This window comes from Leptotrichia sp. oral taxon 221 (genome assembly GCF_018128245.1).
GTDB lineage: Bacteria > Fusobacteriota > Fusobacteriia > Fusobacteriales > Leptotrichiaceae > JABCPH02.
This window is the reverse complement of sequence record NZ_CP072378.1, coordinates 968,146-981,615: the sequence shown is the minus strand read 5'-3', so window position 1 is coordinate 981,615 and position 13,470 is coordinate 968,146. Positions and strand designations below refer to the sequence as shown.

13 protein-coding genes are annotated in these 13,470 nt (G+C 26.3%); all 13 read right to left on the bottom strand.

What is annotated here, in order from left to right:
- Positions 1–58: 58 nt before the first annotated feature.
- Positions 59–847 carry a hypothetical protein gene (locus tag J4863_RS04295; RefSeq protein WP_211619225.1) on the bottom strand — a complete coding sequence of 263 codons (789 nt, stop codon included), beginning with the start codon at positions 845–847 and terminating at the stop codon, positions 59–61.
- Positions 844–1,194: a hypothetical protein gene (locus tag J4863_RS04290; RefSeq protein ID WP_211619224.1), complete on the bottom strand. Its 351-nt coding sequence runs from the start codon at positions 1,192–1,194 to the stop codon at positions 844–846. The genes J4863_RS04295 and J4863_RS04290 overlap by 4 nt, the downstream gene beginning before the upstream one ends.
- Before the next feature lie 20 nt (positions 1,195–1,214).
- Complete coding sequence (locus J4863_RS04285) at positions 1,215–2,153, bottom strand: phage head-tail adapter protein (protein ID WP_211619223.1); 939 nt, start codon at positions 2,151–2,153, stop codon at positions 1,215–1,217.
- Positions 2,154–2,162: 9 nt separating this feature from the next.
- A complete protein-coding gene (locus J4863_RS04280; RefSeq protein WP_211619222.1) occupies positions 2,163–2,729 on the bottom strand; it encodes a hypothetical protein in 567 nt (188 codons plus the stop codon).
- 387 nt (positions 2,730–3,116) lie between these two features.
- Positions 3,117–3,752, bottom strand: coding sequence for a hypothetical protein (locus J4863_RS04275; protein WP_211619221.1), 636 nt, complete (start codon positions 3,750–3,752; stop codon positions 3,117–3,119).
- Between the two features lie 294 nt (positions 3,753–4,046).
- Positions 4,047–4,343, bottom strand: a complete 297-nt coding sequence (locus tag J4863_RS09535) for a transposase (protein ID WP_371815587.1) — start codon at positions 4,341–4,343, stop codon at positions 4,047–4,049.
- A 172-nt stretch (positions 4,344–4,515) separates the two neighbouring features.
- The gene (locus J4863_RS04265; protein WP_211619220.1) at positions 4,516–5,727 is read right to left on the bottom strand and encodes an ABC transporter permease; all 1,212 of its coding nucleotides are present in this window, start codon (positions 5,725–5,727) and stop codon (positions 4,516–4,518) included.
- A gap of 5 nt (positions 5,728–5,732) precedes the next feature.
- Positions 5,733–6,425 (bottom strand): ABC transporter ATP-binding protein, encoded by a 693-nt coding sequence (locus J4863_RS04260; protein WP_211619219.1) that lies wholly within the window; start codon positions 6,423–6,425, stop codon positions 5,733–5,735.
- Between the two features lie 34 nt (positions 6,426–6,459).
- The gene (locus J4863_RS04255) at positions 6,460–7,800 is read right to left on the bottom strand and encodes an efflux RND transporter periplasmic adaptor subunit (RefSeq protein WP_211619313.1); all 1,341 of its coding nucleotides are present in this window, start codon (positions 7,798–7,800) and stop codon (positions 6,460–6,462) included.
- A 51-nt stretch (positions 7,801–7,851) separates the two neighbouring features.
- Positions 7,852–9,114: a TolC family protein gene (locus J4863_RS04250; RefSeq protein ID WP_211619218.1), complete on the bottom strand. Its 1,263-nt coding sequence runs from the start codon at positions 9,112–9,114 to the stop codon at positions 7,852–7,854.
- Between the two features lie 267 nt (positions 9,115–9,381).
- Positions 9,382–11,766, bottom strand: a complete 2,385-nt coding sequence (gene cas3, locus J4863_RS04245) for a CRISPR-associated helicase Cas3' (RefSeq protein ID WP_211619217.1) — start codon at positions 11,764–11,766, stop codon at positions 9,382–9,384.
- A 25-nt stretch (positions 11,767–11,791) separates the two neighbouring features.
- Positions 11,792–12,481, bottom strand: a complete 690-nt coding sequence (gene cas5 / locus J4863_RS04240; protein ID WP_249111573.1) for a CRISPR-associated protein Cas5 — start codon at positions 12,479–12,481, stop codon at positions 11,792–11,794.
- 35 nt (positions 12,482–12,516) lie between these two features.
- Complete coding sequence (cas7i, locus tag J4863_RS04235; protein ID WP_211619215.1) at positions 12,517–13,470, bottom strand: type I-B CRISPR-associated protein Cas7/Cst2/DevR; 954 nt, start codon at positions 13,468–13,470, stop codon at positions 12,517–12,519.

Below are 13,470 nucleotides of genomic sequence, written 5' to 3'. Positions count from 1 at the left end.
TTGACCTTAACTATTTCCTTGATTATTAGCCTATCCTACAACAGAACTTTTTACCTGCTTATTTTTTAGTACAACTATTAAAAATTCTTGATTTACACCAATATTCTTTTGGAAATTCATTTTCAAATAATATTTTTAAAGTCTTAATCAATTTTTCTTCATCTTCAGAAAGGCTGCTATCTTTTTTATGCAATATTTTATTAGGAGTAAATATTGTATATTCAAAATTATAATCTGGAACCCAATAATAACCTTCTTCTTGCTTTATTGAATCAATTTTTTCTATAATTTTAAATATTTCATTATTTTTTTTGGATATTTTTCTTATTTCAAAATTATTATAATGTAATTCAAAAGATATTTTATTATCTTCAATTTCCCATTTTCCAAACAAAATATTACTTTCTTTATCTTTATCTATTATACAAGTTGGATATAAATTCATATAATATTTTTCTATGTCTAATGAAAAAAAATTTAATACTTTTGATTTTGACTCTTCATCTAAATTATTTAAACAATGAATTTCTGGATAATCACTTTTCCTAAAATATATCTGAGCTTTTTTTTCAACATAATTTTTAGATTTTAAAACGAAATCATACGAATAATACGTAGTATAATGATCATATACATTATGAATAAAAGTATTTGTTTTTCCATCATAATATAATGGTACATTACCTGTTGTTAGATTTTTTAAACAATCTTCATTATCTGGACTGCAAAAAATCTGATTGATTATTGTTTTATCATAAGAATAATCAGGTATTCTGCCAAATATTTTTATTTCTTTACAATACATAATATTTATTGATAATATTATTAATAAAATAACTCTTCTCATTTTTTTATCTCCGCATCATGTGATATTCTTCTATTCATTCCTCTTTTTTCTCTAAATAAATTTTCATTAAATTTTCGCATAAGATCAGATCTATTTTTTATAACATTTACAATAGTTGCAGTTTCTTCTCCATCATAACAAAAACTATTAGGACACTTATTCTTATATTCTAATATTTTGTTATTTAAATATTCAAAATTTTTATCTAAATTAGCTTTAAAGTTTTCTATTGTTGTTACTTTATTAGTTACTACTTCTATAATTGGTATTTCAAAAACTTTATGTTCTGCTTCTAACCACTTTGGACTTTCTTCCCATTTTATATTTTCATCTTTATCTTGTGCCAATACTAATCTTTTTTTATTATCTATTCAAAAAGAGAATAATTTTTTATTCTTAAAATTTCTATTTCAGAAATTTCGATTCTTATCTTTTCAATAAAATGGTAATTTTCATTTAATGTATTTAATTCTAAAATTCTATTGTTCAATATTTTTTCAATAATTCCTACTTTAGTTTCAGAAAATTTTTTATTATCTATAAAAATTATAAATTTAAAATTCAAACAAATTTCAAGAAGAAATAATAATGTAATATCTTTTATATTTTGAATATATTTATTTATACTATTGTATCTTATATTTTCTTCTTTGTATAATTCGGATATTTCTTCAATATCCTCTTTTTTTAATATTAATATTCGACTATCTTCCGAAAATTCTACAATTTCTTTAAAAATAATAATTTCTTTCCTATCAAACAATATATTACCAATATATATATTATTTGAATATAACTTAATTATATTTAATGGAACATTTTTATTAATCTTATCATTAGTATCTATTTGTATTTCTTCTATATAATGTTCATCAAAAATTTCAGTAGATATTATTTTAAGTTCATCATTTAATATTTCAAAATAGTAATATTTTTCAATCTTTTTTGTTAAATATCCTTTTTCTATATCATCATTTTTCAATTTTAATGTCACTATACACTTTTTTTCTATTATTTTTTGACATACATCATTAAACGAATTTATTTTATTATCTTTTAAAAAAGAAAAAGATTCTATATAATTTTTTTTGTTTTCTAATTTTTCAATATAATCGCTTTTTAAAATAACTCTTTTTATTTCACTTATTAAAAAAACTTTTATACCTTCTTTTTTATTATTTGAATCATAAGAATCCAAAAATAAATACTTACCTGAAATTTTTAATATTTTTCCAATTGAAATTGCATCATCCTCCAAATGATAAATTCCAATTTTACTTTTTATATTTTTTAAAAATTCAATCATTATTTTTTCTTACCTCCTCTTTGTATCCTTTTCTCCACCTTGATCTCTTTGTTTTCTAGCCTTCCCTTTTTCATGCTTATTTTTTGTATTTTTATCTTCTGAAATTTTTGTATGTTCCGCCTTATATACATTACTAATTTTTTTAACTATCCAAGCTCCACCATTCCAAATCCATTTTAATCCATTACCAGCCTTATTTAATAAATATTGTGCATTTTTTTGTGCAGTTTTTAAATCAGGATATGATCCTATAGTCTTTCCATTTTGTTGTACTATATATGCTCCAGCTATATATACAATTGTTACTCCTGCTACTATAATAAGTGCATCATCTGCAACTGCAATATTACCCACATTCTCCCCAAAATCAACATTGGAATAATCCTTCCCATCTGATTGAATACTAATAGTTTCGTTATCATCCTTGTATTTCTCAGCAAAATATTCATTTGAAGCCCTTCCTGTACTTTCAAGCTCTTTTTCATCTGTTCCTGTCTTTCTCTGTCTGCCTTCAACTTTTCCTATTACATGGCTTCCTTCTTCAACTATTGTTCCGATAAGTCCAGCCTTTGTCATATTTTTTGAATCTTGTGCATTGATTATTATTGTTTTAACTCCATAATCATCAACATATGCTGTTCCTGTTTTTGGCTTTCCTTTCTCATCTAATAATTGTGGAGAATTTTTAGGATCTGAAAATATGATGTTTATGTCATATCCTAAATCCTTATAGGCATCCTTGAAGGTATCTGCTATCTCATTTCCACACCTTGCTTTAAACCTCTATTTATAAACAGATTCCACTTCTTCTGTTCAGATTATTAAATATATAACTATATCTTAACAGACAAATTTCTTTTTATCCATAACAAAAACCTCCAAATATTACATAGTTGTTTTACTATTTACACAAAATTCTGTACACTCTCGTATAGAATTATAGGCACTCTTTTAATAGAACACTTACCAAAAATTTTTATAAAAATTAAAAATTTTATTGTAAAAAAAATTATCTAAAATTTTTGAATTTAATTTATAATAATCATTAATATTTTTTAAATTCTGAATAGAATCATTTATTACTTTATATTCGTATTTGGAAATTTCTCTGTTTTCCTTTAAATTATCTAAATCTAACAAATACGAACCATATTTGCTTTGTATTATTACATAATCAGAATTTTTTATCTTAAAAACAGGTAATTCTTCATTCCATTCAAAAGTCTCATTTAAATTTCTTAATACCATCAAAATTTTTCTTATATTATTTGTATTATTTAAAATTTCTTTGTTTTCAATTTTAAGAGTTTCACTCACTAAAAATTTTTTATATAATTTATCATTTACAGTATATAAATTGTGATTAATCTCTCTTTCTGAAATTTCAAATTCTTCTAAAAGAGTTTCTAATTTTCTATTTGGTATTTTAACATTTATATTTGAATTTTTAAGATAATTAGGAAAAAATCCAAATGTTGTAATACTTCCTTTTGTTTTTGTTATTTTAATCTTATTATCTTTAGGATTTTCTAATTTTATTTCCCAACTAAACAAATTTTCTAATAATAATAAATACAATATTAATATAAAAAGTTTCATTCTATTCCTCCTAAAATCCCGTTATAAGGTCCTCGTTAAGGTAAACCATGTTTTTTTCTAAGATCGTTTTTAGTTTGGAGTGTCCCCAAAAATTTAGACTATTTTTAAGCATTTTCTTTGTTTCCTTTCTTTATGGCTTTCTTAGTATTCATTTGGACTTATAAATCCTATTTTACTGTGTATTTTGCTATTATTATACCATATTTCTATATATTCGTACATTCCAGTTCTTAAATTATATACATATTCTTTTTTCAATGTTGCATAGCATGGAATGATTCTATACAGGCATTATCATAAGGATTCTCTTTTTCTACTATAAGATATGCTTATGCCTTTTTCTGCACAAAATTTACGATATTCTTTACTCATATACTGGCTTCCTCTATCTGTATGTATTATTAGATTAATTGTATCTCCTCTTTTATATATCGCCATTTTTAAGGTGTCTATCACTAATTTTATATCCATAAATTTTCCAACCTTATGTGATATTATTCTTCTGCTGTGCAAATCCATTATACTTGATAAATAGCACCATCCGTCCTTTTTTGTCCAAATATATGTTATATCACTTACCCATTTTCTAATGATTTTTTTGTTCTTCCTTCTTCCAGCAATTCTAAAATTAACATTTTAAATTCATCGGTTTTAGGTACATTCCAAAAATAAAAATTCGATAAACATTTTTACTAGAAAATTAAATTAATTTTAGCTTTCAGTAACTTATGCATATCGAATTTTTTATTATTATTTTATTTAATTAATCAGTTCTCAACGCTTCCATCGGTTCCAATGCAGCAGCCTTTTTAGCTGGATAAACTCCAAATACTAAACCTATCATTGTTGAAACGAATATACATACAAATACTATTAAAGGACTTAATATTGGTGTTGTTTTTATAAAAATTCCTATTAATAAAGCTAGTAAATATCCGATAATTACTCCAACTATTCCTCCAAAAAATGTTAAAATTACAGCTTCTATCAAAAATTGTATAAGAATATGAATCGTTTTTGCTCCAATTGCTTTTCTTAAACCAACTTCTCTAATTCTCTCTGTAACACTTACAAGCATTATATTCATAACCCCAATTCCGCCTACAAAAAGTGAAATGGCAGCTACTCCACTTATAAAAAGTGAAAGCATATTAAGAATATTATTAAATTCATCTAATCCTTGACTCGTTGAATTCACGCTATAAGTATCAGTTTCACTTCCACGAGTTTTCATTTTTTCTTTTACGATTTCCATTACTCTGCTCATCTCATTAGCATCTGTAGCTTTTACTTGTAATGCAGTAAATTTATCTTGCTCATTTCCTTCCAGATAATTTAAATAATTGTTTGGCAAAAGGCCCATCGAGGGCATCTGATCTCCACCGCCCATGCTGGAATATGGATTTTTAAATACTCCTACAATTGTAACTGTTTCACTATTCTTTCTAAAATTTAATGTCAATTTTTTCCCTATTGGATTTTCATCAGGAAACATTTGATCTGCTGTTGTATTGTCAATTATAACATATCTTCCATCTTTTCTGTATTCATTTGGTAAGAACTTTCTTCCTTTTACTATCGTATAATTTGACATCTTAAAATAATCTTCTGTCACTCCAGTTCCTGTAAACATTTTATCAGAACCATCGTTTGCAGATAATCTTGCAAAAGTGCTAGATGTAGGCGTTACAGCTTCGACTCCTTCCATATTCTTCAATTCTGCAATATCTTTTTGTGTCAATAAATCCTGCGATTTATAAGTTTGACCTGGTGAAGTATCAATTGATATTTCAAAGTTTGATACTCCCAATTTATTCAAATCTCCAGTAATATTTTCTTTAACTCCTGCTCCAAGCGATGACATCATTACAACAGAAGATATCCCAATTATTATTCCTAGCATTGTCAAAAAAGAACGCACTTTATAGCTAAATAAATTTGATACTGATAATTTTAATAATTCCATAAAATCCATTTCTACTACACTCCTCTCCTATGCTGAACAATCTCATCTTCTTCTATAACACCATCTTTTAATCTAATAATTCTCTTACAATGTTCTGCCACATCTTCCTCATGCGTAACCATTACAATTGTTGTTCCACTATCATTAAGTTTCTTAAAAATTTCCAAAACTTCTTCTCCAGATTTTGAATCCAAATTTCCAGTTGGCTCATCTGCCAAAAGAATTTTTGGATTATTAATTATCGCCCTTGCAATCGCAACTCTTTGCCTTTGACCTCCAGACATTTCGTTTGGCTTATGATGAATTCTTTCCCCAAGCCCCACACTTTCTAGTGCTTCTGTTGCTCTTTTTATACGTTCAGCCTTTTTCACTCCTGCATAAAGTGCTGGAAGAGCCACATTTTCAACTGCTGTCATTTTTGGCAATAAATTAAAAGTTTGAAACACAAAACCTATTTTTTTATTTCTTACTTCAGCAAGTGCATCCCCTTTTATCGTTGAAACATCTTGACCATCTAAAATATAAATTCCAGATGTAAGACTATCAAGGCATCCTAAAATATTCATAAGCGTTGATTTACCACTTCCAGAAGGCCCCATAAAAGCCACATATTCTCCTTCCTTAACCTCCAGATTCAATCCTTTTAAAACCTTTAATTCTATATTCCCGTTTTTATATATTTTCACAATATCGCTTACTTTTATCATATAAATCTTCCTAAATTCAAAATAATTTTAAAAACTATCTTGGTGGTCCTCCAGGTCCTCCTCCTTGTCTTGGTTTATTATCTTTTTTCATTTTTTGTGGATTTTTATCTTTATGTTTTTTTGGATCAGCAATTTTTATCTTTTGACCATCTTTAAGTGCCTCATCCGCAACAGTAATTACTTTTTCTCCTAACGATACTCCAGAAGTTATTTCATAATAAGAATCATCATTTAATCCTACTTTTACTTCTCTTTTCGAAACTTTATTACCTTTCCCTACAACAAAAACATAATATTTACCATTTTCATTAATAACAGAACTATATGGCAATTTTGTCACATTTTTACTCTCTTTATAAAAAATCGTTGCTTTTATCGTAACACCTGGCTTCAATCCTTTAGTTTCATTCATTTTGATTTTCACAACTGTATCACTTTCATCAAGTGATGAATTTTTTTTAGCTACTCCAGAAATTTGTGACACGTATCCCTCTAATTTTTCTCCATCAGGTAAAACATCCGATGTAATCTCTACTCTTTGACCTACTTCTACATTTTTTACTTCTGTATCTGACAAACTCACTTCCACTCTCATATTTTGCGAATCTGATACCTTAAATAAAGTTGTCTCTGTATTTACTTTATAGTTTTCATCAGCCGTCATTTCTGTAATAACACCATCTACTGGACTTGTTATCTCATTTTTTATTAATGCCAAATCTTCTTTCAATGTTGCTAATTCTAATTTCGCAGTTTTTAGAGATGTTCTCGCATCCTCAATATTAGCTCTTTGCTCACTGTCAACATTATCTAAATCCAATCTAGAATTTCTCAGAGCCTTTCTCGCATCATCCACATTAACTCTAGTTTCTCCACCAACCTTATACAGTTCTTCAGCATTATGCAAATCCCTTGATTTTTGCTGAATTGCTAAACTTTGGGATTCTTTTTTTCTTCTGAGCGCACTTTGAGCATCAGCTAGATTTCGTTCATATTTTTGTATCTCTAAATTTTTCATTTGTATTCTTCTCAAAGTTTCATTCTTATCAACTGGATAAAATGTTACAACAACATCTCCCTTTTTGACATTATCCCCTTCTTTAAAAAATACTTTACTAACTCTTTGACTTGCCGTCGTATAAACAGACATTACATTGTCTGACACAACTTGCCCTGTTTTTGATACCGATAATGAAATATCTCCAGATTGCACAGTTGTAACTTCATATTCAGATTCATTATCTTTCTTTCCACAAGACACCATCATAATCATCATAGTCAACATTATCAAAATTTTATAAAAATTATTTTTATCTCTAGAATTTTTTCTCCTCGTTTCAATCATCTTGGCTATTCCAGAAATTTGTGTATTCATTTCCACAACATCACCACTTTCTTATTTCTTAAATTTTTTATATTCCAATTTTTACTTATAATATTTTATTTTTTTCGTAAATGCCGCCAATTCATTTTTAGCCATTTCATAATCAATTACAGCCTTTTTATAATTATTTCGTTTTTCTACATAATTTGAATAAGTATCAACTCCCAATTCATATCTTTTCGAATAAATTTCATACTCTTTCTTCTTAATATTCATCGTATTTTCTGCAGTTAATTCATTCGTCTGATAAGTTGTATAAGTTATCATCTGCTGTCCAACATTTGATACCAATTCATTTTTCTTCTGTTCATACTGTAATTCTAATTTTTCTTTTTCATTTTTCAAATCTTCAATCGTATCATTATACCTTTTAAAAGTTTTAGAAACAGAAAGTCCCGCAACAACCGAATGATCCTTTAATGAATAACCCAAATCTCCTGTTAATTTTGGATATTTATAATCAATATTCTCTTTTTTAATTTGCTCTTCATTAAGTTTCGTATTTAATTCTATTGCTTCTGCTTCTGATAATCTAAGCTCATAAAAGTCTTCTTTTTTCAATTCCTCCCTCTTCAAATCATCCAATTTTTCTTTTTCAGGCAATTTAACATTGTAAATCATAAACTGCTCTCCCAAAATCTTCAATTCTCTACCAAGATTATCATACTTCAACTTCGAATTTTCATACTCTGTTTTTGCCAACTCATAGTCATATTGAGATGCCGTTCCAACCTCATATTTCTTAGTTTGAATCGCATAATCTTTTTTTGTATCATCCACCGTAAGTGCTTCCTGCTCAATCTCCTTCTGCTTATTTTTATAATTTTTATACAAATCAATCAAATCACGGATCTCTCCATTTTTAGTAGTTTCATTTGTAATTTTTTGAATATCACGAGAAATTTGATTTGTTTTTTTATTATAACTATTATCACTATATCCAAAATAATCATTCAAAGTTTTAGAAATTCCAATTTTATTTTCTGTAAGTTCCTTAGTCCTAAAATTATAACTATTTTTATAATAAAAATTCCCATACTTCACATTATTATCCATCGTCAATCCATTAGCCTGACCATGCAACGAATAATTCTCATCTGAATTTACACTGACTTCATTCCAATCACCATTTTTTAAAGCTTTTTCTTTAATATCATACTTTTTCATATTTTTCTCATTTATTTTTGTAGTATATGAATTTTTTTCATATTCTGCAATTAAGTCATCTACACTGACCGCAAAACTCCTCAGTCCTAAAATAAATGAAACAAATAAAACTTGAAACTTTCTATTTATTTTTACCATTTACTTTCCTTTCTTTTTGGTTACTTATCTTTTCTCAGATTTAAATTAAAATATTATAACATTTTTGTCTTATTTTACCATTTATTTTTGACAAAATTGTGTTTTTTCTATCGCTTATAATTTAAAAAAATAAAGATAGAAATATCTAACCTTTCTATCTCTATTCGTATAAATTTACCAATATATTAAAATTCATCTTTATAAAAAAATATAAATCTAATTTCTTAATAAATAAAAAATTTTAACTTTCTTTTGAATTCCATAAAATTAAAAGAAATTATCTTCTTCTTCACCTTGAACAACTTCAAATCCCTTTTCATAAGAATATCCACAATTCACAACTACCAATTCCTCATAATCATTTACTTTAATCTTTTCAATCTCATTCTTTTTACTTTTCTCCAATTTTCTATATTCAAAATCAGGAATCGTCACTTTAAATTTATTCAATTCTCCCCTAGCTTCTATTTTCCTTATTCGCAATTTTTTCCTGTCGTCTTCTGATAATCCTTTCATTTTTTCTCTTAAAATTTCAATATTTCTATTTATTTCTTCAAAATTCTCTTCGTAAATTATTCTTGGAATCACATCATATGAAGCAATATTTCTAAATATTCTTTGTACTTCAGATTTCGTTTTTTCATACTCAACAACATACTCTTTTAAATATTTTATATTATCCGTCACTTTATTAAAATATTTTGTATCTTTTAAACTTTCATAAGAATAAACACTATTAATCAAATCTAACTTCTGAACTTCAGAAATAATTCCATCAACTTTTAACAATGTATTTTTAGATTTTTCATGAATTTCTTTATCTATAATAGCTTTCGCTCCTTTAATTCCAGAACATTCTTTTGTAAAAACAAAGCAATTATATCCTTCATCAACTTTTTCCCTATTACGAAAACATCTCCCCATTCTCTGAAAAAGTCCATTCAAATCTGACAATTCTGTAATCAAAATATCAAAATCTAAATCAAGAGAAGCTTCTAAAACTTGAGTTCCAATCCAAACTCCATTTTCTTGAAATCCCTCTTTTTCTCTTTTATTTTTAACATCTTTTCTAAATCTCTTTGGATTCGCAAATTCAGTGATTTCCTTTTCTTTATTTGTTCGATCTCTTTTTATAAATCTACTATGTATCAAATTCAATTCTTCTTTTGGAATATTCAAATTTTCATAAATCTCTTTTGCTTTTTTAACTGTATTACAAATAACCAAAATTTTATTATTTCTATATTTTCCTTTTATAAATTCTGCATTTATACTTTCTTCCATCACTTTTAAACTATGTCTCTTCTTATCATTCGTAAACGGTTCTGTCGTAACAAATTTTACACCTTCTTTTTCAAGCAAATAAGTAACAATCCCAGGAAGAGTCGCAGTCATTATCGCAAATTTTCCTCCAAAATCAGTAATATATTTTAATCCATAAATCAAATAAGCCAACAAATCTGCTGAATACATTTGAATTTCATCAATAACTACTTTAGAATAAGACAATGTCGCTACCTTTAACTCAAATCCTGGAGCTCTAAACACAAAATCAAATAATTGGTCTATTGTACAAATTGTAAGTGGAAGTGAAAATTGCTTCGTTCTATTTATATATTCCGATAATTCTTCATTTTTTAGTAATTTATTTTCTTTAGAATTTTTTTCTGTATAATATTCTCTAAAATCAGAATGAAGCAAACCAATTCTCTTTTCTACATTTTCTCTTACAATATTTTTCACAACCCTGTCATAAATTGCATTAATTGCCACTCTCAAAGGCAATGTAAAAAATCCCTTATTATTTCCTATCCAAAGTAATCCAGCCTCTGTTTTTCCATATCCTGTCTGTGCCACAACTACTACATTCTCATCTTTATGCTGTTTCATAAATTTCTGCAAAGCATTCCAGTCATTTTTAGGATTGTCCTTTCTCAATACATCTTCCAAAAATTTTTCCATCTCAATTTCTAAAAAATCATTTTTTTCTTCAATAGTCGTATACGAACTTGCTGTATAATCTATTTTATTTAACAATCCTTTTAACATGACATATTTTTTAAAAATTTTTTGATTTTCTGAATCTGAATATATTTGACTTCCAATTTCATAAAATAAAGAGCTTAATTCTTCTAATTTAACTTTACCATCTTTCCAATTGAAAATTACATTTTTTTTATTTTTATAATTTTTTGTGTTATCCAAATATTTGAAATACATATTTTCTAATTCTCTCAATTCATTTGAAAAATTTATACTAATTTCTTCATTCATAGAATTTATTTCATCTAACACATCACTTTCACTTATTTCCAATAAGTTTCTATCATGATGTAATGCTACAGAATGAGCTAGAATTTTTATTTCATCTTCATTAAAACCATGAAAATCTATTAAAATATCATCATTAATAAATGCTGTACTCAATATTGCATGAGGAATCTCTTTTTTATCTATTTTTCCAAGCAATTTCTTTTGGAATCTTAAATTCATCTTTCCCAAATCATGATAGATACATGCAAGTAACAATAAATTTTTATCAACATTTATATCTGGATAAATTTTAAAAAGATTTTTAAAATTATTAATCAAATTTTCCGTATGAGCCTTTATTGTTTCACCATTAGATTTAGCTAAAAATTTACTTTTCATACTAATCTCCTAAAAAATATTTGTTTTATAATTCACAAAATACAATTTCTCCATCATCATCCACTGGAACTTCTTTTCTTTTAAATCCTTTTATATTTGAAGAATATAGAACTTCTTCTTTTTCCCATATTCTTATTGTTTTAGGGTCAGTTTTTGTCCCAACACTATCAACACTATAATTTTTTGTTAATTCATATCTAGTTCCATATATATTTACTCCACTTTTCTTATCTCCAAAATTTACTAATTTTTTTTTGATAAAATTAATGGGAATATATGCAAATATTTCTTCATCGCTATTTAAATCTTTTTCAAGTTTTATTTCTTTTACATCAACAATTTTGACATTTTCAATCAAAACAATATCTTCCCTTCTTCCAAGACTTGGATACTCCTCTGGATATTTAAATGCTTTCAAAATAGTGTCAATAAACTCTTCTGACTGATCTTCTGGAATAATATGAATTGTCAAATTTACATCTACAAGAAGCTCTACCATTGCAGGTCCTTTAATCACATCATCAGAATTATTAAATTCGTGTCTAGTATACAGATCGTTAACTTTTGAAAAATAATTTCCACAAACACTTATTTTCATTGGTTTATATTCCTTAAAATTACAAAGTGAATGAACCATGCCAATTACTGTAGAATACGGTGGTAAAGGATAACTTTCTTTTAATTGAAAACTTGTTGGAACTCTATAATTTACCATATTTTGATACAACCTCAACTTAATTGCCTTCATAGTTATTCATCAACTTTCTCTATATAATAATTATCAATCTTTTCTTTTAATTGTTTAAAAAATTCAGGGATATTTAGTACATCTATATTTTTCTCTTTTAATTTTACTTCGACTTCTGTATCATTTTCAAATTGTTCTTTCACAATTCCAGATATTGTGTCTTTTTCAATACAATCATAAATTCCATTACACAATTTATCAACTAAAATTTTATTATTTTTAACATCAACTATATTTTCAAAAAATGGATTTTTTATATCATACACTCCACCTATTACAAATAATGGTTTTAGATCTTCCCTTCTACCTTTAATATCTCTATAAAGTAATGAAATTATATCTAAAAGTTTCTTTACTCTTCTTTTTCTCTCTTTTTTATCTATACTAATTTTTTGATTTTCTTTTATTTTTACTTTTTTTCCTTTATCATTTACCATTTCTCTTTCGATTTCTATTTCATCAACTCCAATTCTATCTAAATCAATTGTAACTGTGTATTTATAATATGACTTATGCACCTCAGATTGTGCAATATCATTATATTCTGTTTTCTTTATATTTCCTTTGTTATATCTGTCTGCTAAACCTTTATTTGTTAAAAACTCTAGATCTCCTTTAAATGTTTCTAAAGAAATTGCATGTGATAATCTTACAACAGCTGATCTCGTAATGTTTTTTCCTGTTTTCATATATCCAAAAAAATCTAATTCAGGATAATCACTAATTAACGCTTCATCTTTAAATTGAAAAACACCTTTTTCTTTTGATACTGGTGCTTTTTTCTCTCCAAGCTGATCTATTATATTGTATCTTATTGCTTGTCTCGAAATATAAGTATACTGTTCTCCTTTATTTCTTGATATTTTTTTTAATGTTGCAACATTTCCAATACTTTCTCCATAATTTGCACTTTCAGCTAGAAATATTATTGTCATTGTTAGTCCCTTTTTTTCCAT

Coding starts and splice junctions, on each gene's coding strand:
- J4863_RS04295 (WP_211619225.1), bottom strand. CDS start 847: ATGAGAAGAGTTATTTTATTAATAATATTATCAATAAATATTATGTAT.
- J4863_RS04285 (WP_211619223.1), bottom strand. CDS start 2,153: ATGATTGAATTTTTAAAAAATATAAAAAGTAAAATTGGAATTTATCAT.
- J4863_RS04280 (WP_211619222.1), bottom strand. CDS start 2,729: ATGACAAAGGCTGGACTTATCGGAACAATAGTTGAAGAAGGAAGCCAT.
- J4863_RS04275 (WP_211619221.1), bottom strand. CDS start 3,752: ATGAAACTTTTTATATTAATATTGTATTTATTATTATTAGAAAATTTG.
- J4863_RS04265 (WP_211619220.1), bottom strand. CDS start 5,727: ATGGATTTTATGGAATTATTAAAATTATCAGTATCAAATTTATTTAGC.
- J4863_RS04260 (WP_211619219.1), bottom strand. CDS start 6,425: ATGATAAAAGTAAGCGATATTGTGAAAATATATAAAAACGGGAATATA.
- J4863_RS04255 (WP_211619313.1), bottom strand. CDS start 7,800: ATGAATACACAAATTTCTGGAATAGCCAAGATGATTGAAACGAGGAGA.
- J4863_RS04250 (WP_211619218.1), bottom strand. CDS start 9,114: ATGGTAAAAATAAATAGAAAGTTTCAAGTTTTATTTGTTTCATTTATT.
- cas3 (WP_211619217.1), bottom strand. CDS start 11,766: ATGAAAAGTAAATTTTTAGCTAAATCTAATGGTGAAACAATAAAGGCT.
- cas5 (WP_249111573.1), bottom strand. CDS start 12,481: ATGGTAAATTATAGAGTTCCAACAAGTTTTCAATTAAAAGAAAGTTAT.
- cas7i (WP_211619215.1), bottom strand. CDS start 13,470: ATGGAAAAAAAGGGACTAACAATGACAATAATATTTCTAGCTGAAAGT.